General features: G+C 66.6%; 18 protein-coding genes. 7 read left to right on the plus strand and 11 right to left on the minus strand.

Going from position 1 to position 24,177, the window contains the following annotated elements:
• From AC3A4T_RS04010 to AC3A4T_RS04050, 9 genes are all read right to left on the minus strand, one after another.
• Positions 1-996 carry a hypothetical protein gene (locus tag AC3A4T_RS04010; RefSeq protein WP_487674211.1) on the minus strand — a complete coding sequence of 332 codons (996 nt, stop codon included), beginning with the start codon at positions 994-996 and terminating at the stop codon, positions 1-3.
• Positions 997-1,078: 82 nt separating this feature from the next.
• The gene (locus AC3A4T_RS04015; protein ID WP_487674212.1) at positions 1,079-1,993 is read right to left on the minus strand and encodes a hypothetical protein; all 915 of its coding nucleotides are present in this window, start codon (positions 1,991-1,993) and stop codon (positions 1,079-1,081) included.
• A 328-nt stretch (positions 1,994-2,321) separates the two neighbouring features.
• The gene (locus tag AC3A4T_RS04020; RefSeq protein ID WP_056115694.1) at positions 2,322-2,894 is read right to left on the minus strand and encodes a hypothetical protein; all 573 of its coding nucleotides are present in this window, start codon (positions 2,892-2,894) and stop codon (positions 2,322-2,324) included.
• Between the two features lie 177 nt (positions 2,895-3,071).
• Positions 3,072-6,485, minus strand: a complete 3,414-nt coding sequence (locus tag AC3A4T_RS04025) for a TonB-dependent receptor (RefSeq protein ID WP_487674213.1) — start codon at positions 6,483-6,485, stop codon at positions 3,072-3,074.
• Between the two features lie 306 nt (positions 6,486-6,791).
• Positions 6,792-7,871 (minus strand): FecR family protein, encoded by a 1,080-nt coding sequence (locus AC3A4T_RS04030; RefSeq protein ID WP_487674214.1) that lies wholly within the window; start codon positions 7,869-7,871, stop codon positions 6,792-6,794.
• Between the two features lie 139 nt (positions 7,872-8,010).
• Positions 8,011-8,502 (minus strand): RNA polymerase sigma factor, encoded by a 492-nt coding sequence (locus AC3A4T_RS04035; protein WP_487674215.1) that lies wholly within the window; start codon positions 8,500-8,502, stop codon positions 8,011-8,013.
• 279 nt (positions 8,503-8,781) lie between these two features.
• Entirely contained in the window at positions 8,782-9,588 is an 807-nt protein-coding gene (locus tag AC3A4T_RS04040) for a TetR/AcrR family transcriptional regulator (RefSeq protein ID WP_487674216.1), read from the minus strand.
• A gap of 312 nt (positions 9,589-9,900) precedes the next feature.
• Positions 9,901-10,122 (minus strand): helix-turn-helix transcriptional regulator, encoded by a 222-nt coding sequence (locus AC3A4T_RS04045; RefSeq protein ID WP_487674217.1) that lies wholly within the window; start codon positions 10,120-10,122, stop codon positions 9,901-9,903.
• On the minus strand, positions 10,122-10,544 hold the full coding sequence (locus tag AC3A4T_RS04050; RefSeq protein ID WP_056115712.1) for a DUF2178 domain-containing protein: 423 nt from the start codon (positions 10,542-10,544) through the stop codon (positions 10,122-10,124). The genes AC3A4T_RS04045 and AC3A4T_RS04050 overlap by 1 nt, the downstream gene beginning before the upstream one ends.
• 124 nt (positions 10,545-10,668) lie before the next feature.
• Here AC3A4T_RS04050 and AC3A4T_RS04055 point away from each other — a divergent pair, with 124 nt between their 5' ends.
• Positions 10,669-11,163 (plus strand): hypothetical protein, encoded by a 495-nt coding sequence (locus tag AC3A4T_RS04055; RefSeq protein ID WP_487674218.1) that lies wholly within the window; start codon positions 10,669-10,671, stop codon positions 11,161-11,163.
• Between the two features lie 188 nt (positions 11,164-11,351).
• Here the strand turns inward: AC3A4T_RS04055 and AC3A4T_RS04060 are convergent, their stop codons facing one another.
• A complete protein-coding gene (locus tag AC3A4T_RS04060; RefSeq protein WP_487674219.1) occupies positions 11,352-11,606 on the minus strand; it encodes a hypothetical protein in 255 nt (84 codons plus the stop codon).
• A gap of 321 nt (positions 11,607-11,927) precedes the next feature.
• Here AC3A4T_RS04060 and AC3A4T_RS04065 point away from each other — a divergent pair, with 321 nt between their 5' ends.
• The 3 genes from AC3A4T_RS04065 to AC3A4T_RS04075 all read left to right on the plus strand — a co-directional run bounded on the left by AC3A4T_RS04065 (position 11,928) and on the right by AC3A4T_RS04075 (position 21,602).
• Entirely contained in the window at positions 11,928-12,410 is a 483-nt protein-coding gene (locus tag AC3A4T_RS04065; RefSeq protein WP_487674220.1) for a fasciclin domain-containing protein, read from the plus strand.
• Between the two features lie 301 nt (positions 12,411-12,711).
• Positions 12,712-21,372, plus strand: a complete 8,661-nt coding sequence (locus AC3A4T_RS04070; RefSeq protein ID WP_487674453.1) for a GH36-type glycosyl hydrolase domain-containing protein — start codon at positions 12,712-12,714, stop codon at positions 21,370-21,372.
• Positions 21,369-21,602, plus strand: coding sequence for a hypothetical protein (locus tag AC3A4T_RS04075; RefSeq protein ID WP_487674221.1), 234 nt, complete (start codon positions 21,369-21,371; stop codon positions 21,600-21,602). Before AC3A4T_RS04070 ends, AC3A4T_RS04075 begins: the two co-directional genes overlap by 4 nt.
• A 119-nt stretch (positions 21,603-21,721) precedes the next feature.
• Here the strand turns inward: AC3A4T_RS04075 and AC3A4T_RS04080 are convergent, their stop codons facing one another.
• Positions 21,722-22,279 carry a hypothetical protein gene (locus AC3A4T_RS04080; RefSeq protein ID WP_487674222.1) on the minus strand — a complete coding sequence of 186 codons (558 nt, stop codon included), beginning with the start codon at positions 22,277-22,279 and terminating at the stop codon, positions 21,722-21,724.
• Between AC3A4T_RS04080 and AC3A4T_RS04085 the strand changes: the two genes are divergently transcribed.
• From AC3A4T_RS04085 to AC3A4T_RS04095, 3 genes are read left to right on the plus strand one after another with little or no spacing between them, the layout of a single operon-like run.
• Positions 22,278-22,745, plus strand: a complete 468-nt coding sequence (locus tag AC3A4T_RS04085; RefSeq protein WP_487674223.1) for an OsmC family protein — start codon at positions 22,278-22,280, stop codon at positions 22,743-22,745. The genes AC3A4T_RS04080 and AC3A4T_RS04085 overlap by 2 nt on opposite strands.
• Positions 22,742-23,701, plus strand: a complete 960-nt coding sequence (locus AC3A4T_RS04090; RefSeq protein WP_487674224.1) for a pirin family protein — start codon at positions 22,742-22,744, stop codon at positions 23,699-23,701. Before AC3A4T_RS04085 ends, AC3A4T_RS04090 begins: the two co-directional genes overlap by 4 nt.
• Positions 23,698-24,114, plus strand: coding sequence for an OsmC family protein (locus tag AC3A4T_RS04095; RefSeq protein WP_487674225.1), 417 nt, complete (start codon positions 23,698-23,700; stop codon positions 24,112-24,114). Before AC3A4T_RS04090 ends, AC3A4T_RS04095 begins: the two co-directional genes overlap by 4 nt.
• Positions 24,115-24,177 lie beyond the last annotated feature (63 nt).

Below are 24,177 nucleotides of genomic sequence, written 5' to 3' on the forward strand. Positions count from 1 at the left end.
TCATTCGTAGGGAAACACGCAAGGATCCCACAGCGGTCCGTCCGCGCCGATCGGCTTGCCCTGGAAATTGCGGGTAAAGGTCTGTTCGGCCCAGGCGTCGGCCTGGGTGATCTGCGCCGTGGTGAGTTTCATCGACGCCGCGCGCAGGTCCTGGTCGAGCTGCGCCGGATCGGCGATCGAGCGGTCGGATCCGGCGCCGAGCCGGAACAGTTTGAGATAGCGATAGCGCTGGTACGCCTGCTTGCCCACCACCGCCGACAACAGATTCGCCGCGCCGGGCTCGTAGGCGCCGCGCAGCAGGTTGACCACTTGCCAGTCGCCGCTTTCGATGCCGGCATCGATCATCTGTTGGGTCTCGCGCCGGTAATCGCTTAGACGTTGCGGATGATCGAGCAGGCTGGCCGGGTCGTAGTTCGGGCCGCGGTCGAGGTAGCAGGCGCGCGCATACGCATCGCCCAGTTGCGCGGCGCGCTGCAGGTTCGGCACCAGACTGTCGAGCATGTCGGCGCTGGCGCCGTCGCACAGCGCGCGCAGTCCGCCGAGAGTCTGGCCGCGCGATTCCACCGCATCGAGCTGGGCGCGGTAGTTCTGCAGTTGCTGCGGGCTCATGCGGTCGACGGCCTGACCGAGCAGTTCGTCGGAGAGTTTGGCGTTGTCGCGATCCAGGCGCTCGTAGCGCCGGCACAGGTTGAGGTCGCGGTACAGACGGATCGCTGCGGCGGCGTCGCCGGCGTTGGCGCGCGCCTGCAGATCGGCGAATACGTATTTCAACGGGGTGCGTGGGGCGGGGAGTTTCTGCGCGGCGCCGGGGTTGGCGGCGATCGTCGGCGTGGCATTGCCCGCATCGTTTCTGGTTTCAGGCGACGCGGCAGCGGTCTCGGTATCGCCCGCTGCGGAATCCGCCGCGGGCGCACCTTGAACGCGGCCGCCGAAATAGCCGGCGGCCGCGGCGACCGCGGCCAGCACGATCGCGGCGGCTACGCTGCGACCGCGCATCGCGCTACGACTGCGCAGCGGTTCTGGCGAACCGCTGCGCATCCGGAATGAAACCGACTCGATGCATCGACACCCATTCCACTCAGTTTTCGCTGTCCAGTACGTAAGCCGACGAAGCGATCGACGCGTTGCCGGTCATGATCGCGGTGTTCTTGCCGGCGGCCGACGGCAGACCGACCTTGAGGTTGACCGCGCCGGAGACCAGGGCGTCGAGGATCGGAGTGATGATCGGCAGGCCCAGCGCAATATTGCCGCAACCGCTGGCCGCCGGCACGGCGAAGGAATTGTCGACCAGACTGGTGTCGTCGATCTGCAGGTAGCCGATGAAGTTCGGCTCGTCGGTCCACACGGTGGTGACCGTGCCCGGGCTGCCGGAGATCGGCAGGTTCGGCAGCGGCGGCGCGGTGGTGCCGGTCTGCAGTTTGATCACCACCGGGTTCTGCGCCGAACCGATGTAGCAGCTGTTGCCGAGGAAGGGGTTCTCCAGATGCACGCGCACGGCCAAGCGCGCCACGGTCGGATCGCTGCCGTCGGTCGGCGGAAACAGCGCATTGCCGAAGTTGGTCTGCAGGCCCTGCACCGGTTCGAGCGTCGCGGTGACGTCGTTGAAGGTGGCGACGAAGCCCCAGAACGCGGTCCACAGCGGGCCGGGCCAGTTGGGCGCGGGGTTGACGATGCCGAGCAGGCCGCCGGGCACCTTGGCCGGCGGCGCGGACAGCGTCGGGCCGCCGACCGCGGCGTACAGCGGCGAGGCGCCGATGCTCTCGATGCCGCCCTGCAGCACGATCGGCTTGTCGATCGGCATGGTGGTGGCGCCGATCTTGAGTACGCCGGAGTTGGTGGTGTTGATCACGCAACTGCCGACCGAGGGATTGGTGTACGGGCAATACTTGAACATGGCATACGCGCCGGTGGGCGTGCCGGCGATCGCCGTGGGTGCTTGTGCGACGACCAGCACTGCCGCGGCCAAGGCGTATTGAAGCGACGTCTTGCGCATGGTGGATTCTCCAGAATTAGGGTGGGCCGCTGGGTCTGACGACACAGGGCGAAGGCCGCCGGATCGACGGCAGACTTGGTCGTGCTACGACGCGCGGGAAGGCAGGCTGAGGTCGAACCGGGCGGATCGCGAACAACTGGGGAGGAGGAGGTTCCTCCCCAGCGGCAAGTCCCTTTGTGCGAGAGATCCTTTCGCGCGAACTCCAGGCAACGCGCCGTCTAGCGGGGTTCGGCGGTGCTCACCTTTCACGCATGCAAGCCGGTGACACCGTCGGCCAGTGGCCGCTGCATCGATCCGCTGTTACCGCGGATGAGTTGACCGGGGCAGGTCAGGGAACCACGCGCACCGCGGGGTTGGCCACCAGCGCGTTGGGCGCGGCGTTGGTGCGGGTCTGCACTGCGCACGGACCGAGGGTCGACTTGAACACGAAGCGGTTGGCCGAATCCAGAACGCCGGTGACGGTGCTGGTGCCGGTCGCGCTCGGGCAGTTGACGTTCAGCGGCGGCGGCAGGTAGATGCGCACGCCGCTGATCGAGACGTTGTACAGCGACGGGGTCAGCGTCGGCGCGCCGGCGAACGGCGGATTGGCGCCGGTGTACGGCGTCGGCGCCGACATCGCCCACGGGGTGGAGGCGGTGATGCCGGTGCAGGTCGACGAACCGGTGAAGGTCGCGCTGGTCACGGTGGCGACGCCGCCGCTGATCGAGACGGCGAAGTTGGCGTCGCACGGCGCCGGATTACCGAGGTACGAAGCGGTTGTCGGGCCGGTGAAGTTGGTGGTGCCGGTGCTGACCCAGGCCGAACCGTTCCACACTTCGAACGAAGCGGCGCTGGCCGCGGTGGCGCCGAAGATGGCCGCCGCCGAAGCGAGGGCGAGCAGAGAGGTCTTGAATTTCGACATTGCGTTGTTCTCCTGTGAGGCGTCGATGTTTAGGGACACGGGCGTGTCCACACGTGCTGTCACGGAATGAAGCGGGCGCCGTGGCTGCGCTGCCCGACGGCTACGGTGAGCGGTCCGTAGCCGTCGGGCGACCTTGTCGTCGTCGCGCCGCGCGAGCGCCGCGACGACGATGCGAACTCAGAAAAAGCCCTTGCGCACCGACAAGCCGATGATGCGCGGGTCCTGGATGAACACGTTGCTGCTCAGGCCGGTGTCGTCGCTGTTGACGAAGGTGCCGGTGATCGCCTTGCCGCCCAGCGCGTTCTTGACGTACAGCTGCACCGCCAGGTCGCTTTCGATCTTGGTCCAGGTCAACGAGACGTTGACGTTGCCCCAGTCGTGCAGGCGGTCGATCTTGTCCTGGTAGATGCGCGCCCAGCTCGGACCCTGGTAGTACAGGTCCGCGCGCGCGGTGAAGTCGCCGTGCGCGGTCATGAAGGTGTACTGCGGGCTCAGGCTGACGGTGATGTGCGGTGCGTTGGGCAGTTCGTTGCCGCCGACGTTCTTGGCGAAGCCGGCGCCGCCGTTGGGCGCATCGGTGGCCGGATCGTAGGTGAAGCCGTAGGCGCCGTCGTACGGACCGCCGGGCGAGAAGCCGGCGCCGGCCAGCGGCAGATTGGTCGAGCAGAAACTGTTGAGGATGCTGCTGGCGTTGTTGAACGGCGGGTCCTGCGGATAGGTCGCGGCCAGCACCGCTTCGACGTACTCCTTCGGCGCGATGCAGTTGGACGCCAGCTGCAGCCAGGGCTTGATCACCATCCAGTTGGAATTGCCGGCGGTGCGGTCCATCACGTCGATCGAGTACTGATCAGAACCGATGCGGGTGCGCAACAGGCCGACGTTGCCGCTGAGCTGAAACGCGTCGGTCGGACGCCACACCGCTTCGAGTTCGGCGCCCCAGGTCTTGGCGTTGAAGTTCTCGTTGAAGGTGGAGCGGTCCTGGATCTGCGAGACCTGATAGTCCTTGTAGTCGTTGTAGAACAAGGTGCCGTTGAGAATGAATTTGCCGCCGGCCATCACGTTCTTCATGCCGACTTCGATCGCGTTGACGAACTCGGGCTTGAACTCCACATCGCGCTGCTGAAAGCTCAGCGCATCGGGGTTGGCGCCGATCGCCGGCGAGTTGGTGCCGCCGGCCTTGTAACCGCGCGAGAGCGAGGCATAGAACATGGTGCTGTCGGTGAACGACAGGTCCGGCGACCAGTCCAGCACCAGCCGGCCGGTCGGCTCGTTCCAGGTCTGGGTGATCTTCGGCAGCGCCGGATAGCCGTAGCCGACATAGCCGCCGAAGAACTGCGGAACGCCGGTGGTGCCGGTCGAATCGGCGAGCAGGGTCTGGCTGGGATACGGCGTGGTGATCTTGCGGTCGTTGGTGAAACGCACGCCGGCCGTCAGTCGCACCGTGTCGCTGAGTTTCCAGTAGCCCTCGCCGAAGATCGCGGCCGAGCGGGTTTCGGCGACGTTGCGGCTGCGGAAATAGTTGTGGCCGTTGCCGTCGATCGAGCCCAGCGGATTGGGATCGATGTAGACGCAGGGAATCATCTCGCCCGAGTTTGGATCCAGTCGGGTCGCGCTGCCGGCCGGGCACTTGCCCGGCGCGTTGCCGGCGCCGTTGCCGTTGAAGAACAGGTCGGCCAAGGCGGTGAAGGCGTTGCTGAAGACGTAGTAGCTTTCGTCGACCTTGTACTCGAGGTAGTTCGCGCCGAGGCTGAAGTTGAAGGCGCCGTCGAACGAGGACTGCAGGCGGAATTCCTGCGACCACTGGCGGCTGTCGGAATCGACCAGGTCGGCGATCAGCAAGCGGTCCGAGCAACCCAGCTGCGGATCGCAGTAGGTGCCGTTGGGCAGCGAGTTGAACGCCGGTTCCACCCCGTCGGGCCCGAACTGCGACACCCCGGTGGAGGTGTTGGTGAAGATCGGCTGCGACTGGAAGCGGCCGTAATCCTGGGTCGAATAGTACTGGTCGCGGGTGTAGGTCGACTGCGAGATCAGCCGCAGGTGATCGCTGAGATCGGCTTCCAGGTTGAACTGGAAGATGTCGTTGGTGGCGTTGAACTTCGGATCGTAGGTCGTCGCGATCTTGCGCAGGTCGCGCGACTGGGTCACGCCGGCGTACGGGTCCAGGCCGCGCGGAATCAAGGTGGCGACGTCGAGGAAATTGCCGTCGGGATCGAGCAGATAGCCCACGCCGGTGGTCTGCGCGCCGAGCACGAACGGGATGCTGGCGCCGTTGGGAACGCCGAACGCGCCGTTGTCGTACAGCGAGCCGTCCGAACAACCCTGGCTCATGTAGTTGCGGTCGATCGCCGAGACCGGGGTCGCGCCGACCTGGGTCGGGCCCGGATCGTTGTGGCACAGCTGCTTGCCGGTGCGGGCGCGGCGGTCGTCTTCCTGGAAGTGCTCCCACACCAGGCTGGCGTTGAAGCGCTCGCTGGGCTTGAACGCCAGCGAGGTGCGCACCGACAGCAGGTCGCGGTCGTTGACGTCGCGGTTGGTCACGGTGTTTTCGTCGTAACCGTCGCGCTTGGTGTATTGCGAGGCGACACGAAAGGCGAACGTATCGCTGAGCGGCACGTTGACCATGCCGGTGACCCGGCGGGTGTCGAAGTTGCCGACCTCGCCCTTGACCTCGGCTTCGAACGCTTCGGGGTTGGCGAGATTCGGAATCATGTTGACCACGCCGGCGGTCGCGTTGCGGCCGTACAGCGTGCCCTGCGGGCCGCGCAGCACCTCGACGCGTTCCACGTCGAGGTATTCCTGTTCGAACAGACGGTTGCGGATCATTGGCGTGCTGTTGAAGCTGACCGCCACGGCCGGGTCGGTGGTGACCGACAGGGCCTGCGTGCCGATGCCGCGGATCTGGAAGTTGTAACTGGCGAAATTGGTCTTGGAGAAGGTGACGTTCGGGGTCGCGGTGACCAGGTCGCCGCCGGTCTCGATCTTGCGGTCGCCCAGGTCCTTGCCGCCGAACGCGGTGATCGCGATCGGCACCTTCTGGATGTTCTCGACCTTCTTCTGCGCGGTCACCACGATGGTGTCGAGGGTGGTGGCGCTGGAGCGTTTAGCGGGGTTTTCGCTCGTCGTTTCGGCCGCCGATTGGTCTGCCTGGGATTCTGGGGAGGGCGCCGTCGGCTGCGTTTCGGCGACCTCTTGGACGTTTCCCTGCTTCTCCCCGTCGAGCGGTTTGCCGCTCGCGCCGCCACCGCGGCTGCTGCCGTCGCTGATCAGGATCGCGCCGGAGGCGCTGGTGGCGTAGTTCAGGCCGGTGCCGGCGAGCAATTCGTCCAGCGCCTGGCGCGCGGTCTTCTCGCCGCGCACCGCTTGTCCGGTCTTCTTGCCGGTGGCGAGTTCGGGCGAGTAGAGCAATTGGGTGCCGCTCTGGCGCGCGTACTCGGACAGCGCGGTGTCGAGCTTCTGCTGCGGGATGTCGAACCTGGCGGTGCCGCCGGCGCCATCGGCCGCGTAAGCGCTCAGGAAGGGCAGCAGCGCGAGAAACAACACGCACGGCCGAGCCGCATGCTTCCACGAACGTTTCGGATCTTGCACTTGCATTCGCTCTCCCCTCCGGTTTCGGGTCGTCTTTGGTTGCGACCTCAGTTAGTACAGACGCGAGCGCATGCAAAACCCGAACCTGCGGATGTGTCGATGTGTATTCGCGTGTTGTTGAACCCATGAGTTCACTTTTGCACTGCAGCACCGATGATGCGGGCGCGTGATTGCAGGCGTGTCATTGCGAGCAGCGCGTCGCGAGCACGCGCGGACGCGCGCGCGTTGGCACGCACTACGAAAGGTCTGCAGGGGATGGCGCGGTCGCGCGATGCGAATGACGCATCCGATTCGCGACGCGACACGGGCGGCTCAGCCGCGGCTGACGGGACGCGGCTTGAGCACGATGGTGTCGTCTTGCGCGGTGCTGCGTTCGATCGGGAAATACGCGGTCAGCGCTTCGACGAAGGTGCCGGTATCGCCGGTGTTGAACGCGCCGCTGATCTTCAGCGACGCCAGGTGCGTATCGCTGAGCACGACTTGCCGGCTCGAATAGCGATTCATCTCGGCGATCGCGTCCTCGAGCCGTTCGTTCTCGAACACGATCTGGCCGTGGCGCCAGCTGACCACGCGCTTGACGTCGGCCGCGCGCACCTGCGGCTGGGTCTTGGCGATGGCGACGAACTGCTGGCCCGGACGCAGTTCGGCCAGCGGCGAGTCGGTGCTCGGCTTGGCCGACGCAACGGCGCGATCGCGCGTGACCGTCACCCGTCCTTCCAGCAAGGTCACTTCGAACGCGCGCTTGGACAGATACACGTCGAACTCGGTGCCGAGCGCGGTCACCTGGCGTCCGGCCGCGGTCACCACGAACGGGCGGGTGTGATCCTTCGCCACCTTGAACAGCGCCTGCCCGCGTTCGAGCGTGACCGCGCGCAGACCGGCGCGGTAATGCGCCGAGATGCGGCTGTCGGTATTGAGGGTGATCACCGAACCGTCGTCCAAGGTCACCACCGCGCGCTGGCCGACCCCGGTCTGGTAGACGTTGCCGGCCGACGCTTCGCGGCTGTCGCCGGCGCGGTTCCAGTCCATCTGCGAGCCCAGCGCCATCGCGCCGAGCACGGCGGCGACGAACAGCGAGGCGGCGATCGACCAGCCGCGGGTGCGGCGCGAGCGGCGCACGTTGCTGTCGACCATGCGCGCCATCGTCTCGTGGCGCAGCGACTGCATTTCGGGGGTGAACGCGAGCAGCGAGGCCAGCGCGTGCGCGGCCTGGGCCCGGTCGAACGCGGCGGCGTGTTCGCGCGACTGCGCGCGCCAGGCCTCGAACGCCTCGCGGGTCATCGCGCTGTCGTCGTCGCGCAGAATCTCGCTCCAGCGCGCCGCGACCTCGTACACGCCTTCGGGCGCGAGGTCCGTCGCTTCGTCACCCAACTGCGGGATTTTGCATTTCATCTGCCGTTACCTCTTCGCAGGATCCGCTTGCGTTTTCCAGCGCCGCCCCGACCCGCATGCCGATCCGTGACGGGTCGCTCAACCGAACCCAGTGCCGATGCACGGATTCACCTGCCGTCTGCGACGGTTCGCGCCCCGATCAGTCCCGATCCTGTGCCTTGCCCATGATGCCGCCCAACTGCGCCAGCGCCTTGGCCATGTGCTTTTCGGCCGCCCGCACCGATATCGCCATCATGACCGCAATTTCCGCATATTTCTTCTTCTCCAGCACCCGCAGCACGAACACGTCGCGGGTCCGCTCGGGCAGCGCGCGCAGCACGGCGCTGACCCGCTTTATTTCTTCCTTACCCAGTAAGACGCGCTCGGGCGAAATATCCGTAGCGGGTTGGTGAATTTCCGCGTCGAACGACTCGTGGGCCTCCTGGTTGCGGGCCTTGCGGCGCCGGCCCCAGTCGCGCAGGGTGTTGGCGGCGACCTGGAACACGTACTGCTCGACATGCTCGATCGGCCCGCCGCGGGCGCGCCGGATCAGGTGCAGGAACACTTCCTGGGTCAGGTCCTCGACCTCGGCGCTGTCCTTCACCCGCTTGGAGAAGAAGCCGCGCAACGGCACCCGATAACGCAGCGACACGTTGTTCCATTGCTTGACGCAGTCTTCTCCGTAATCGGCTAGCGATGCGGAATCGTGCGGCCATGACGCCGGATCGGTCATTGTCTCTTCCCCGTACCGCATGGAATGGCGCCGGCGCTCAGGTCGGCGAATGGACGCTGGCGTCCGCCGATATCGTCGGCCGCGACGGCGCGGGCCGTGGCTGCCGTCGCTCGCGCAAGGGTTTCGCCCACGACCGGCCATGGCCGGTCGTGACGCGCGGTCCGGCGTTCCCCAACGCCGCGCCGTATTGGTTTGCCTTCATGTCCCCACCACTTTTTCGGCCCATAACGGCAGGATCCCGCGCGGCTTGCGCGAACCCGACGACGCACCGTCGGCCTCGACCTTGGAATCGGCTGCCTGCGCGGCGGCCGCGGCCATCTCCATGATCTGCTCGACCCCGCCGATGTGTTCGCGATTGTCGAACGGCACGGTCAGCATCGGCGACACAAACGCGATCAGCCGCGCCAGCATCAGCGAATCGCTGACCGGCTCGCCCATGCACAAGGCCGAAATCAGCTCGTCCATGTCTTCGCTGGCGAGCACGCCGGACAGCGCCTTGAGGGCGAAATGCAGGCGCATGCCCAGTTCGTTGCGCGACAGATGCGGCAGCGCGCGGGCGAAGGCTTCGAAGAAGCGTTCGTAGATCGGCTGATAATGTTCGTGCAGATAATCACGGATGAACTGCGACGGATCGCTGTAGACGCGTCCGAGCAAGCGCATGAAGCCCATGCCGCCGGTGCGGTCGCGGCTGATCCGGACCGCCGGCACGAACAGCACCCCGAACACCGCCGCGGCGTCCATCGCGTTTTCGCCGTAACGCGCCTCGCACAGCGACAACAGCGCCAGGCGTTCCTGATTCAAGCGGTCCAGCCGCGCCGACAGCAGTTCCTGGACCAGCGCTTCCTTGCTGCCGAAGTGGTAGTTCACCGCCGCCAGATTGACCTTGGCGTGGCTGGTGATCTGGCGCAGCGACATGCCTTCGTAGCCGTGCTTGACGAACAGCAGCTCCGCCGCTTCGAGCAGACGCCCCCGGGTGTTGCCTGGGATAGGGCTGTGACTGTTCACGGCGGGTATCCGCGGAGGGTTTCAGCTCGGGCGGCCGACAGGGCGTTTCAATTCCCGGTCTGAGTGGCTGGATTGAAACGGGCGTTAGACTAATCAGATCAAATTGATCCATGCACGCTGCAGCGCAATATGCGTGCCTGTGTGTGTCTATGAATGCGCGCGGTAGCGGGTTTCAAGGAAGCGTGCATGCACCGCTGCATGCAAGCGGCCGCGGTCGCGAGCTCGAAATACCGAACCCGCTCGCGTTGCGATGATGATGGCCGGCACGTTTTGCTCAGATCGATCGACGCGTGCGCCGTCGCCGCGCCGGCGTCAGTCGGATGCCACCGCCTGCCACTGGAACACCTCCGTCAGCGGCACACCGAACACCTGCGCGATCCGGAACGCCGCCTCCAGCGACGGCGAGTACTTGCCGGCTTCGATCGCGGCGACCGTCTGCCGGGTCAGGCCGATGTGCTGACCCAGCTGGGCCTGCGACATTTCGCCGTGGTGGAAGCGCAAGGCGCGGATGTTGTTCGAAATCGATCCTTGCATCAGGCCTGCCTGCGATAGTTCAACACGGCGATGCCGTAGTGAACGACCTGCGAGGCGGTGATCATCGCCAGCGCGGTATTGACCAAGGTCCATCCGCCGGTCGTGAACGGCATGATGCAGCCGACCACGATCATGCCGGCGATGAGCACGTAGTAGGCCCAGGTGGTCGCGCGCTGGCTGATGGCGCGATCGCGTTCGTCCGCGGGCATGCGCGCTTCCTCGGGCGAGGCGCGGCGCAGGTACAGATGCCCGGCGCCCAGGATCAGCAACTGCACGATCGCCACCGTGGCGTACAGGCCGAGCTGGCGCAGATTGGGCAGCGATCCGCCGGGCGGATTGATCGCGACCATGGCGAAGTAGGGGCCGAAGGTGACGGCCAGTGCGATCAGCGACAACCAGGCGGTTTTCTCTCGGTGCGACACGTGGGCGTCCTCGGTTCAAGGTGGGATGAATGTAAAAAATACTTTACATGGTGTCAAGTAATTTTTGCATCCATGGCGTGGCACCTGATGTCTGGCCTGGGCGGGGTGGTTCGAGCGCCGCCGCGTGGGCGAAGGCGTGCTCGCCGGTTCGGATTGCCCGCCTACTTATATGTATGTCGGGATTGCGCGACGGACGCCGCGGGTTCCAAGCGCGTCCTGTCCGGCGACGTCGCACGCCTTCGGCAGAGCGGCGGCGATCGCGTGCGTGCGAATCGGTCCGATCGCGCGTTGGGTCTACAATCGCCGGATGGATCAACAGCTCATCATCAAGTTCTGGCGCAAGTCGCTGGCCGACGAAGCATTTCTGGCGACGATCGAGGACGAATTGAAGGCGGTCCTGGGCAAGACGGTCGAGCTGGAGGGCTACGACGTCAGCGCGAAAGAGATCAATCTGTTCATGCTGACCGCCGACCCGCGCCACTCGTTCCGCCGCGCGAAGGATGTCCTGGAAGCGAAGGGCATCCAAAACGGCATGTCGGCCGCGTTCCGGCTGGTGGGCGGCGCGAAGTTCACCTCGATCTGGCCGCTGCGCTCGACGCGCAAGTTCACGCTGCCCTGATCGATTCGCCTTTGCGTCGTGCACGCGATCGCATGTCGCGGTCGCGGCCCAAGATGAGGCGACGTGCAAGACGCTGAACGCATGCCGTCGCTGGCGCCCATCGCGAACCAGCGGCGCAGCCGCGATGCATCATTCGATAACCAGGCCGACCGGCAACGCAAGCCGTCGACGCATCCGCATCGACCGCTTCACCCGAGCCATGCGCGCGTCGATTGGACGACCGACCAGCGCCCCTGCTCGTCGTGGAATTGAGTGGCGATCGGCCCGCCGTCGTCGCCGAAGTAATGTTTGACCGACCTCGTCGCCGCCGGTCGCTCAGGCAAGTCCGGTCGCATCGGCCAGCCTTCGCTTTCCGCGATCTCAACCGCCAAGGCATAGCCACGCGCCGCCGATTGCGCCGGGCGGTCGATGCGATTGAAGTGCGTGCGAATGCGCGAGTGCATGAGTGTTCCGGCTGCGCGTGTGGCGACGCGTGAGAACGACGAACCGTGGTCGCGTGAGTACTTGCAGCGATACCACCATAGCAGTCGCCGCCGTCGCGCATGTGACGATCGCCCGTTTCGAGCGCGCACGGATCACGGTTAGCTAACACTCGGCGGCGCAGTGTAGGCCGGCGACACGACGCAACGTCGTGGCAGTGACTCAGGCGCGGCGATTGACATTGCCCAACCGCACGAGCCTAGAACTCCCCGCGTTTGTGGGAGATGCGGCTTAGGCCGTTGATTGATCCGTTTCTGACGGATCGTAGCGAAGGCGAAATCTTGATGAATACCCCGATGGCCCCGGCCGGCGCGATGGCCGATTCCGCTGCCCGTGCCTTGCCCGAGACGGCGCCGAAAAACCTGCTCGAAGTCGCCGCCGCGCATGGCTCGTTCTCGATCTTCTGCGATGCGGTCGAACGCGCCGGCCTGACCGAGCTGCTCAACGGCAACGGCCCGTTCACCGCGTTCATTCCGATCGACGCCGCATTCGGCAAATTGCCCGAAGGCATGCTCGAGACGTTGTTCCGTCCGGAAAATAAATCACAACTCGCCGACGTGCTGTATGGCCATCTGGTGCCCAAGCGCAAGACGGTGGTCGAGTTCGAACGATGGGATGCGTTGAAGACCGTCAACGGTCGCAACGTCGCGATTCAGTCGGTCAACAAGCAGGTCAGCTTCGGTAGCGGCAAGGTCATGCTGCCGAACATTTATTCGAGCAACGCGGTGATCCACGGTATCGACCGGGTCAACCTGCCGACCAATTAGTTCTTCCCGTCGCGCCGCGCGATCAGTCGATGGCTGGTCGTGCGACGCGTGGTTCGATGTTTTATCTACGGTACTTCCTTGGGTCTGCACGCCAACGTTTTCGGCCCCGACCATTTCATCGTCCGAGTCTGGCTGAACCTGGCGACCGCTAAAGTTTGGATATCGTATGTCCTATGTGTGGCGAATTCTCAGTCATTGGTTGCGCCTGCACCGGCGTTTGTGGCGCTGGGGGCGGATAGCGAAGGGAAGGCCCTGGCTGGCCGAGGAGCCGTTGCGGTCGCGCCTGCTCAGCGCCGAGCAGATGGAGCAGCACGGCAAGGCGCTCGCGCAAAGTCATCGGGTGCAGGCGGCGGAAGGTTCGGACCTGCTGCTGGCGCGGCTCAAGGACAACGAAGGCGTGCTCGGCGACGCCAGCGCGCTGCTGACTCAAATGGTGCAGGATGAAGTCCGCATCACCCCGGCCGGCGAGTGGTTGCTCGACAACTATTATCTGATCGAAGAACAGATCCGCACCGCGCGCCGGCATCTGCCCAAGGGCTACAGCCGCGAACTGCCGGCGTTGAGCGAAGGTCCCGGCACCGGCATGCCGCGCGTCTACGATCTGGCGATGGAGGCGATCGCCCACGGCGACGGACGTATCGACGCCGAGACGATGACCCGCTTCGTCGCCGCCTATCAATCGGTCACCCCGCTCAAGCTCGGCGAGTTGTGGGCGATCCCGATCATGCTGCGGTTGGCGCTGATCGAGAACCTGCGGCGCATGGCGGCGCGGGTAATGCGCGATGGCCTGGATCATCGCCGCGCCGCCGAATGGTCGGAGCGGCTCAACGAGACCGCCGACAACAATCCCAAGGACGTGGTCCTGATCGTGGCCGACATGGCGCGTTCGGATCCGCCGATGACCGGCGCCTTCGTCGCCGAACTCGCGCGCGGACTGCACGGCCGCAGCGCGGCGCTGGCGATGCCGATCAGCTGGATCGATCAATGGCTGACCGACGGCGGCCACAGCGTCGAGGAACTGGTGCGCTCGGAAAGCCAGCAACAGGCCTCCGATCAGGTCTCGATCAGCAACAGCATCGGCAGCCTGCGATTCCTGGTCAACATGGACTGGCGCGAGTTCGTCGAGACCATGAGCCTGGTCGAACACACCCTGCGCCAGGATCCGCTCGGCGTGTACGCGCTGATGGATTTCAACACCCGCGACATGTATCGGCACGTGGTGGAAAAACTCGCGCGTCGCAGCGGCACCAGTGAGACCGACGTGGCCGATATCGTGCTGGAACTGGCGCGCGCGGCCGGCGATGCGCAGGGCAGCAAGGCCCATGTCGGCTATTACCTGATCGACGACGGCACCGCGCAGATCAAGGACGCGCTGGCCGCATCCGGACGCGCGCGCAAGCCGGTGAGCCTGAGCCGGCGGCGGGTGCCGCTGGGCGCGTACCTGCTGCCGATCGGGCTGGTCGCGGCGGCGTGCAGTTACGGCTTGCTGTGGCAGACCCGCGATGTATCGATGAACCTGGCGCCGCTGCTGGTGTTGGCGGCACTGGCCTTCATCGCCTTCAGCGATCTGGGCATTCATCTGGTCAATTGGCTGGCGACGGTGTTGATCGCGCCCAAGCCGTTGCCGCGTCTTGATTATTCCAAGGGACTGCCGGCGCAGGCGCGCAGTCTGGTGGTGGTGCCGGCGATGCTGACCAGCGCGCAGGCGATCGATCGCCTGGTCGAAGGTCTGGAAGTGCGCTTCCTCGCCAATCGCGACACCTACCTGCATTTCGCTCTGCTGACCGATTTCCTCGACGCCGACGAGCAGACCCTGCCCGGCGACGAAGCCCTGGTCGCGCACGCGACGCAGCACATCGAACGCCTCAACGGCCGCTACGCCGGCGAGCGCGGCGACCTGTTCTTCCTGCTCCATCGGCCGCGCCTGTGGAACGCGCAGGAACGCAAATGGATGGGCCTGGAGCGCAAACGCGGCAAACTCGCCGCGCTCAACCGACTGCTGCGCGGCGGTTCGCGCGAATCGTTCTCGCAAGTCACCGGCAACACCGAGGTGCTGGAGAACGTGCGCTACGTCATCACCCTGGACACCGACACGCGCCTGCCGCGCGATGCCGCGCGCGAGTTCATCGCGACCTTGTCGCATCCGCTCAATCAGGCGCGTTTCGACGAGCGCCGCCAGCGCGTCACCCGCGGCTACGGCATCCTGCAGCCGAGCGTCGGCAGCGGCATGAGCGAACGCCGCGGCTCGCGTTATGCGCGCATGTTCGGCAGCGAGGCGGGCATCGATCCGTACACGCGGATCGTCTCGGACGTCTATCAGGACCTGTTCGCGGAAGGCTCGTTCGTCGGCAAGGGCATCTACGACGTCGACGCGTTCGAGTACACGTTGGCCGACCGCCTGCCCGACAACCGCGTGCTCAGCCACGATCTGCTCGAAGGCTGCTACGCGCGCGCTGGTCTGATCAGCGACGTGCGCCTGTTCGAGGACTATCCATCGCGCTATGCGGCCGACGTGAAGCGTCGTTACCGCTGGATCCGCGGCGATTGGCAGCTGTTGCCGTGGCTGCTGCCGTGGGTGCCGCGCATGCACGGCGGCTTCGAACGCAATCCGCTGTCGTGGCTGTCGCGCGGCAAGCTGCTCGACAATCTGCGCCGCAGTCTGGTGCCGGCCGCCGCGCTCGCGCTGCTGGTCTGGGGTTGGGCCACCTTGCCGCAGCCGTTGGCATGGACCTTGTGGCTGCTCGCGTTGTGGCTGGCGCCGATGCTGGTGCTGGCCGGCTGGGAACTGCTGCGGCGGCCGTCCGACATGGCGCTGGAGACCCATCTGGTCCAGGTCGGCGGTTCGCTCGCGCGGCAGTTGCAACGCGCCTTCGTGACCCTGGCCTGCCTGCCGTTCGAAGCGTTCTTCGCCCTCGGCGCGATCGCCCGCACCTTGTGGCGGATGACGATCAGCCATCGCCGCCTGTTGCAATGGAATCCGTCCAGCGAGGTCGAGCGCAGTCTCGGCGATCGCTTCGGCGCCGAACTGCGCGAGATGTGGTCCGCGCCGGTGTTCGCGATCGCGGTCGCGGTGCTGTTGGCGCGGGTGCAGCCGACGTCGCTGTGGATCGCCGCGCCATGGCTCGCCGCGTGGTTGATCTCGCCGCTGTTGATGGCGTGGCTGGGGCGTCCGCCCAAGCAGCGGCGCGCCGGGTTGTCGCATACGCAGGTGCGCTTTCTGGGCCGTCTGGCCCGGCGCACCTGGGCGTTCTTCGAGGTGCATATCCGCGCCGAGGATCATTGGCTGCCGCCGGATAATTTCCAGGAACACCCCACGCCGGTGGTGGCGCGGCGCACCTCGCCGACCAATATCGGCCTGTCGCTGCTGGCCAACCTGAGCGCCTACGACCTGGGCTATGTGCAGGCCGGCGCGGTGGTCGAACGCACGCGCCTGGCGCTGGCCACGCTGGAAACCCTGCCGCGCCATCGCGGGCATTTCTACAACTGGTACGACACTGAAACCCTGCAGCCGCTGCCGCCGCGCTACATCTCCACGGTCGACAGCGGCAATCTCGCCGCGCATTTGCTGACCTTGCGTCAGGGCCTGCTCGGGTTGATCGACGAGCCGGTGCTCAGCGCGGTGGTGTTCCAGGGCCTGGCCGACACCTGCGGCGTGCTCGAGGAAAACCTGCGCAATGCGCAGGGCGCGGCCAAGTCGCCGGCGCAAAGCCAAGCCGCGGCCGCATTCCGCGAGCGGATCGACGCGATCCTGGCCGAACCGCCGCGGGCGCCGGACGAGATCGAACGCGTTCTATCGGAGTTGTTGTCGCTGGCGCAAGCGATCGAATCGAGCCGCGGCGTACCCGACAGCGCAAGCGACGACGACACCACCTCGCGCTGGCCGCGCGCGTTGATCGACGCGTGTCGCGACGCCCTGCAGGAACTGTCGGACTTCCTGCCCGCGCACGCCGTGCCGGCGCAACCATCCGCCGACGAGCCCGAGTCCACGCTCGGCGCCGCCGCCATTCCCAGCCTGCGCGACCTGCTGCGGCAATCGGACAACAGCGAGGTGCGCGAACGCGCGCGCCGCCGCATCCGCGAACTCGAACGCCTGGCGCACATCGCCGGCCAGTTCTCGTTGATGGAGTACGAGTTCCTGTACGACCGCGGCCGCCATCTGCTGGCGATCGGCTACAACGTCGACGAACGCCGCCTGGATGCGGGCTATTACGACCTGCTGGCATCGGAAGCGCGCTTGACCAGCTTCGTCGCCATCGCCCAGAGCCAGTTGCCGCAGGAAACCTGGTTCTCGCTGGGCCGATTGCTGACCGAGATCGACAGCGGCGCGACCTTGCTGTCGTGGAGCGGCTCGATGTTCGAGTACCTGATGCCGCAGCTGGTGATGCCGAGTTATCCGGACACCTTGCTCGATCAGACCGCGCAGCACGCGGTGCTGGCGCAGATCCATTACGGCCGTCAGCGCGACGTGCCGTGGGGGATTTCCGAATCGGGCTACAACACCGTCGACACGCGCATGAACTATCAGTACCGCGCCTTCGGCGTGCCGGGACTCGGGCTCAAGCGCGGTCTCGGCCAGGACCTGGTGATCGCGCCCTACGCCAGCATCATGGCGCTGATGGTGATGCCCGAAGCGGCTTGCCAGAACCTGCAGCGTCTGACCGATCTCGGCTTCGGAGGCGAATTCGGCCTGTACGAGGCGATCGACTACACCCCGGCGCGGGTGCCGCGCGGCCAGACCCATGCGGTGGTGCGTTCGTTCATGGCCCACCACCAGGGCATGGGCCTGCTCGCGCTCGACTATCTGCTGCGCGACCAACCGATGCAGAAACGCTTCGTCGCCGACGCCGAATTCCAGGCGACCTTGCTGCTGTTGCAGGAACGCATCCCGCGCACCGGCGTGTTCCATCCGCACGAAGCCGAGGCCAGCGGCGCGCGCGCCGCGCCGCCGGTGACCGAGACCCAGTTGCGGGTGTTCCGCAATCCCGCGACCGCGCGGCCGGCCGTGCAGTTGTTGTCGAACGGTCGCTACCACGGTCTGTTGAGCAGCGCCGGCGGCGGTTACAGCCGCCTGGGCGACATGGCGGTCACGCGTTGGCGCGAGGATTCCACCCGCGATCATTGGGGCGCGTTCTGCTATCTGCGCGATGTCGACACCGGCGAATACTGGTCGGCGACCCATCAGCCGACCTGCGTGCCGGTCGAGCATTACGAGGCGATCTTCTCCGACGCCAAGGCCGAGTTCCGCGGGCGCAAGAACCGTTACGAAACTCATCTGGAGATCGCCATCTCCGCCGAGGACGATATCGAACTGCGCCGGCTGCGGGTGAGCAATCATTCGCGCCGCACCCGCACCATCGAGATCACCACCTACGCCGAAGTGGTGCTGGCGCCGGCGCTGTCCGACGAACTGCATCCGGCTTTCAGCAATCTGTTCGTGCAGTCGCAAATCGACCGCGACAAGCAGGCCTTGCTGTGCACGCGCCGGCCGCGCGCGCACGATGAAGTGCCGCCGTGGATGTTCCACCTGATCGCGGTCCACGACGCCGACATCGGCCAGATTTCCTACGAGACCGATCGCGCGCGTTTCCTTGGCCGCGGCAACACCCCGCGCACGCCGCAGGCGATGAGCGGCGATGCCGCGTTGTCGGATTCGGTCGGCTCGGTGCTCGACCCGATCGTCGCGATCCGCACCCGCATCGAACTGGCGCCGGACCAGACCGCGATCATCGACATGGTCACCGGCGTCGGCGCCGATCGCGCCGCCTGCACCGCGCTGATCGATCGTTATCGCGACCGGCGCCTGGCCGATCGCGTATTCGATCTGGCCTGGACGCACAGCCAGGTCGTGCGCCGCCAGATCAACGCCTCGCAGGCCGATGCGCAGTTGTACGAGCGCCTGGCCGGTTCGATGGTGTATGCGCATCCCTACCTGCGCGCCGAACAATCAGTGCTGCTGCAGAACCGCCGCGGTCAGTCGGGTTTGTGGGGGCATTCGATCTCCGGCGATTTCCCGATCGTGCTGCTGCAGATCAGCGAGGCCGACAACATCGAGCTGGTCCGGCAGATGGTGCAGGCGCATGCGTATTGGCGCCTGAAGGGGCTCAATGTCGATCTGGTGATCTGGAACGAAGAACAAAGCGGCTATCGCCAGCAGTTGCAGGAACAGATCCTGGGGTTGGTCTCGGCCGGCCCGGAAGGCAGCGTGCTCGACCGGCCCGGCGGCATCTTCGTGCGGCCGATCCAGCAGATGTCGCAGGAAGACCGGATTCTGCTGCAGGCGGTGGCGCGGGTCATCATCAGCGACAAGCGCGGCACGCTCGCCGCGCAGGTCAGCCGGCATGTGCCGCCCGAGCGCGGCGCGGCCTTGCTATGGCCCGACGGCGCGCCGGTCGCGACGGAACTTGCTGCGCAGGATCGGGCGGCGCTGCCCGCACCGGCCGCGACCGACGAGTCGGGCGTGTTGCTGGGCCTGCCGCCGCAGCATGTCGACAGCGACGACGACAGCCGCTTCGACAGTTGGCCGTTCGAACCGGTCAGCGCATCGTTGAACTTCGCCAACGGCACCGGCGCGTTCGCGGCCGATGCGCGCGAGTACGTGATCGAACTGCGCGAAGGCGAGCCCACGCCGGCGCCGTGGTCGAACGTGATGGCCAATGCGCAACTGGGCACGGTGGTCAGCGAGAGCGCGCCGGGTTACACCTGGTTCGAGAACGCACACGAGTTCCGCTTGACGCCGTGGCATAACGACCCGGTCGCCGACACCGGCGGCGAAGCCTTCTATCTGCGCGACGAGGACACCGGCCGGGTGTGGTCGCCGATGCCGCTGCCGTGTCGCGGCCGCGGCGCGTACCGCACCCGCCACGGCTTCGGTTACAGCGTGTACGAGCATGTGGAGGACGGCATCGCCAGCGAGCTGTGGGTGTATGTCGGGCTGGAAGACGCGGTCAAATACTCGGTGCTCAAGCTGCGCAATCGCTCCGATCGCACGCGTCGGGTCACCGCGACCGGTTATGTCGAATGGGTGCTCGGCGACATCCGCGCGCGTTCGCAGATGCACGTGGTCAGCGAAATCGACCCGGCCAGCGGCGCGCTGACCGCGCGCAATCCGTACAACACCGAGTTCGAAGGGCGCATGGCGTTCTTCGACACCGACAGCGACGGCTGCACCTACACCGCCGACCGCACCGAGTTCATCGGCCGCAACGGCGACCTGGGCCGTCCGGCGGCGATGCTCAACGAACGTCTGTCCGGCCGCCTCGGCGTCGGCCTGGACCCGTGCGCGGCGATCCAGGTGCCGGCATCGCTGGCCCCGGACGAAACCCGCGAGATCGTGTTCCGCCTCGGCGCGGCCGGCGACGCCGCGAGCGCGGCGCAGTTGATCGATCGCTGCAAGGGCGAGTCCGCGGCCTACGACGCACTCGATGCGGTGCGCATGCATTGGACCCGCACGCTGGGCGCGATCCGGGTCGAGACGCCCGATCCCAGCGTGGACGCGCTGGTCAACGGCTGGCTGCCGTATCAAGCATTGGCCTGCCGTTATGTCGCGCGCAGCGGCTATTACCAGTCCGGCGGCGCGTTCGGTTTCCGCGATCAGCTGCAGGACACCATGGCGACCGTGCATGCGCGGCCGGCGCTGAGCCGCGAGCATCTGCTGCTGAGCGCGGAACATCAGTTCCCGCAGGGCGACGTGATGCACTGGTGGCACCCGCCGCAGAATCGCGGCGTGCGCACGCGCTGCTCCGACGATTTCCTGTGGCTGCCGCTCGCGGCTTGCCGCTATCTGCAGGTCACCGGCGACATGAGCCTGCTCGACGAGCAGGTCGGCTTCGTCGAAGGCCGCGCGCTCAACGCCGACGAGGAGTCGTACTACGACCGGCCGTGGACCACCGATCGCCGCCAGCCGTTCTACGACCACTGCGTGCTCGCCTTGCAGCGCGGCATGGAGTTGCTCGGCGAGCGCGGCCTGCCGCTGATCGGCAGCGGCGACTGGAACGACGGCATGAACCTGGTCGGCCTGGCCGGCCGCGGCGAAAGCGTGTGGCTGGGCTTCTTCCTGTTCGATACCTTGAACCGTTTCGAGCCGATCGCGCGCGCGCGCGGCGATGCCGCCTTCGCCGATGCCTGCGTCGATGCGGCCAAGCGCCTGCGCGACAATCTGCAAAAGCACGCCTGGGACGGCGAGTGGTACCGGCGCGCGTGGTTCGACGACGGCACCCCGCTGGGCACGCATGAAGGCGACGAATGCCGGATCGATTCGATCTCGCAGAGCTGGTCGGTGCTGTCGGGCGCGGCCGATCCGGACCGCGCGCGGCAAGCGATGGATTCACTCGATCGCCATCTGGTGCGGCGCGATGCCGGATTGATCCAGTTGCTCGATCCGCCCTTCGACAAGACCGTCAAGGACCCGGGCTACATCCGTGGCTACGTGCCCGGCGTGCGCGAGAACGGCGGCCAGTACACCCATGCCGCGGTGTGGGCGGCGATGGCCTTCGCCGAGTTGGGCGACGGTGCGCGCGCATGGGAACTCGCGCGCATGATCAACCCGATCCATCACACCGCCGATGCCGCCGCGACCGCGCGTTACAAGGTCGAACCCTACGTGCTCGCCGCCGATGTCTACGGCGTGGCGCCGCATACCGGCCGCGGCGGCTGGACCTGGTACACCGGGTCGGCCGGCTGGATGTATCGCTTGCTGACCGAATCGCTGCTCGGTCTGAATCGACGTGGCGACCGCTTGGAACTGGCGCCGTGCATTCCGCCCGATTGGACGCAGTACAAGATGCATTACCGCTATCGCGAGACGCCGTATCTGATCCAGGTGCGGCAGGTCGAGCCCGGTAGTGATGAGAACGTTGCCGGTGTGAAACTCGATGGTGTCGCCCAGGACGCAATGAGTTTCCCGCTGGTCGACGACGGCGCATTGCATCAGGTCGAAGTGATTTGGCCTCGAGCGGCCTCATGAGCACGCGCTTGCAACTGGATATCGAACTCGACCGGCTGGAGCAGATGCTGCCGCACTGGCGCGAGACGATGCGTCACGAAGCGCAGTTCTGGCCGCAGTTCCGCGCGCTGCTGGAGCCGATCGTCGCAGGTCTGGACGGCGACGATCGGCAGTACGCCGAAGCGCGGGTCGCGCGCATGCTGACCTTGAACGGCTGCGATCCGGGCAAGCGGCACGGCGAAGGCTGGTAGCGCCAGCCGGCCGGCGTCGGCTCGGTGCGATGCACATCAAGCGCGCGCTGACCTACGCCCCCGGCAGCGTGTTGAGCCAGACCCGCCAGCCCGGTTCGCTGGTCGCGGCCACTCGGCGATCACGCCGCGCAGGCGATGGCCTTGAGCGAACTCGGCCGTTTCATCGCGGCGGTCGAGCGGGTCACGCCGCAGGCCGTGCAGCAGGCGGCGCGGCGATCGTTCGATCCGGACGGCGCGAGCATCGTCGTGGCCGGAAATGCCAGGCGCTTCGCCGATGAACTGCGCAAGGCGCATCCGCGGGTCGAATCGATGTCGGTGTCGGCGACGCGCTGCGCTGAGGTGGGCGCGCGGGTCTGGCGCATGGTGCGCCGGGCGCGCGCGAACCGCGGCGCGATCCGGCATGGTGCGAGTCCAGCGGCTCGTCGGGGTCTGCCGCGTTCGCGCGACGGCGTCGCGATGCCGAGCCTTCCGCGACTCCGAGGCAGGCGCTGCACTCCGATCGGCACGACGCCCGCGTCGATCGATTGTTCGGCGGATGGGACTGTCTGTGTAGATTCCAGCACCCACGACGCGGCCGGGTCTGCGATATGGTGCGCCCACAACCGCATCGCTCGGCACGGCGCGTCGACGAGCGACGCGCGGCACCGGCCATGCGCTTCATCGCCAGGAGATCCCATGTCCGACCCCCATCTCGTTGTTCCCAGCGTGCAGGCCGCGAGCGCGGCCGCGCCGTACCGGGTCGACCTGCGCGACGACCTCGGCCATGCGTGGCAAGCCGACGAACCGGCCGACCTGGGCGGCGGCGACACCGCGCCGTCGCCGGAGCGCTTGCTGCTGTCGAGCCTGGGCGCCTGCACCGCGATCACCGTGCGCATGTACGCGGCGCGCAAGCAGTGGCCGTTGAGCGATGTGCGGGTCGCGCTGCAGTTCAATCCGAACGGTAAGCCCGAGGCCGGCACCGAATTGACCCGGGTGATTTCCTTGCACGGCGATCTGTCCGACGAACAACGCGAACGCTTGTTGCAGATCGCCAATGCCTGCCCGATCCACAAGGTGCTGACCGGCGAGGTGCGCATCGCGACGTCGTTGCAGGCGGCTGCGGCGTCGAACGAAGCCGCGCCGACCACGGGCGCTTCGCCATGAGCCGTCCCGAAGCATCCGCCGAACCGGTGCGCAGCAGCGAGGGCGCGCAATGCGCCGGCCGGCCCGTCCTGGAACGCATCGCCACCCGTAGCCGTGAGATCGCGCCGGGCTTCGAAGTGCATCGCGCGGTGCCGTCGCGGACCCGGCGCAAGGTCGGCGCCTGGTGTTTTCTCGATCACGCCGGTCCTATCCAGCACGGTCCCGGTGCCGGCCCCTCAGTCGGCCCGCATCCGCATATCGGTCTGCAGACCTTCACCTGGATGCTCGAAGGCGAAGTGCTGCACCGCGACAGCCTGGGTTCGCAGCAGCTGATCCGTCCGGGCCAGGTCAATCTGATGACCGCGGGCCGCGGCATCGTGCACGCCGAAGAGCCTCCCGACGGCAATGCCGGCCGCGTGCATCTGGCGCAGTTGTGGATCGCGCTGCCCGAGGCGGAACGTCGGCGCGAGCCGTCGTTCCATCATTACCCCGATTTGCCGATCCTCGAGCGCGATGGCTTTCGCGTCACCGTGCTGGCCGGCGAAGCCTTGGGCGAGCGCGCGCCGGCGCAGGTGTTCACGCCGCTGGTCGGCATCGATCTGGCTGCCGACGCCGCGGCCGCCACCGAGCTGCCGCTCACGCCCGGATTCGAACACGCGGTGCTGTGTCTGCAAGGCGAGATCGAAGTCGAAGGCGAACGCATCGAAGCCGACACGCTGCTGTATCTGGGCCTGGGCCGCGACACGCTGCGGCTGCGCTGCGACAGCGCTGCGCGGTTGTTGCTGATCGGCGGCGAACCCTTGGAAGAAGACTTGCTGATGTGGTGGAACTTCGTCGCGCGCACGCCCGAGGAGGTATTGCAGGCCAGCGAAGACTGGAATGCCGGGCGTTACTTCGACGACGTGCCCGGCACCACGCTGGAGCGTATTCCCGCGCCGGTGCCGGCCAACCTCAATCTCAAGGCGCAACGCGGATGAAAGCCATCTCGACCGCGCTGGTTCGCTCCGACGGCCCGCATTATCGGCATCGCATCCGCACCGGCGAGCACGACCTCATCGCCGACGAGCCCGTCGCCGCGGGCGGCCAGGACGCCGGCCCGGCGCCCTACGATTACCTGCTCGCCGGGCTGGGTGCGTGCACCGCGATCACCTTGCGCATGTACGCCGAAAACAAAGGCTGGGACTTGGGCGAACTGCGGGTCGAACTGACGTTGCTGAAGAATCGCGAAGGCGATACCCGGATCGAACGCGTGCTGCATAGCGACGCCGGCTTGAGCGACGAGCAATGGCAGCGTCTGCTTGAGGTGGCGGGCAAGACACCGGTGACGCGGACCTTGCAGGAGGGCGCGACGATCGATACGCGCCGTGGCGATGAGGAGCCGGTGGCTTAGTCGCGGGGTCGCGATGGGCTTGTAGCGTCCAACAGCTTGCGCTCAAGCCACGAATAGCTCGTG

The organism is Lysobacter sp. Soil_N_51, from assembly GCF_057655755.1.

Bases quoted from the DNA above. Each gene is read 5' to 3' on its own strand.
- AC3A4T_RS04015 (WP_487674212.1), bottom strand. From the start codon at position 1,993: ATGCGCAAGACGTCGCTTCAATACGCCTTGGCCGCGGCAGTGCTGGTC.
- AC3A4T_RS04070 (WP_487674453.1), top strand. From the start codon at position 12,712: ATGGAGCAGCACGGCAAGGCGCTCGCGCAAAGTCATCGGGTGCAGGCG.
- AC3A4T_RS04095 (WP_487674225.1), top strand. From the start codon at position 23,698: ATGAAAGCCATCTCGACCGCGCTGGTTCGCTCCGACGGCCCGCATTAT.
- AC3A4T_RS04030 (WP_487674214.1), bottom strand. From the start codon at position 7,871: ATGAAATGCAAAATCCCGCAGTTGGGTGACGAAGCGACGGACCTCGCG.
- AC3A4T_RS04045 (WP_487674217.1), bottom strand. From the start codon at position 10,122: ATGCAAGGATCGATTTCGAACAACATCCGCGCCTTGCGCTTCCACCAC.
- AC3A4T_RS04010 (WP_487674211.1), bottom strand. From the start codon at position 996: ATGCGCGGTCGCAGCGTAGCCGCCGCGATCGTGCTGGCCGCGGTCGCC.
- AC3A4T_RS04025 (WP_487674213.1), bottom strand. From the start codon at position 6,485: ATGCAAGTGCAAGATCCGAAACGTTCGTGGAAGCATGCGGCTCGGCCG.
- AC3A4T_RS04075 (WP_487674221.1), top strand. From the start codon at position 21,369: ATGAGCACGCGCTTGCAACTGGATATCGAACTCGACCGGCTGGAGCAG.
- AC3A4T_RS04020 (WP_056115694.1), bottom strand. From the start codon at position 2,894: ATGTCGAAATTCAAGACCTCTCTGCTCGCCCTCGCTTCGGCGGCGGCC.
- AC3A4T_RS04080 (WP_487674222.1), bottom strand. From the start codon at position 22,279: ATGGGATCTCCTGGCGATGAAGCGCATGGCCGGTGCCGCGCGTCGCTC.
- AC3A4T_RS04090 (WP_487674224.1), top strand. From the start codon at position 22,742: ATGAGCCGTCCCGAAGCATCCGCCGAACCGGTGCGCAGCAGCGAGGGC.
- AC3A4T_RS04065 (WP_487674220.1), top strand. From the start codon at position 11,928: ATGAATACCCCGATGGCCCCGGCCGGCGCGATGGCCGATTCCGCTGCC.
- AC3A4T_RS04085 (WP_487674223.1), top strand. From the start codon at position 22,278: ATGTCCGACCCCCATCTCGTTGTTCCCAGCGTGCAGGCCGCGAGCGCG.
- AC3A4T_RS04060 (WP_487674219.1), bottom strand. From the start codon at position 11,606: ATGCACTCGCGCATTCGCACGCACTTCAATCGCATCGACCGCCCGGCG.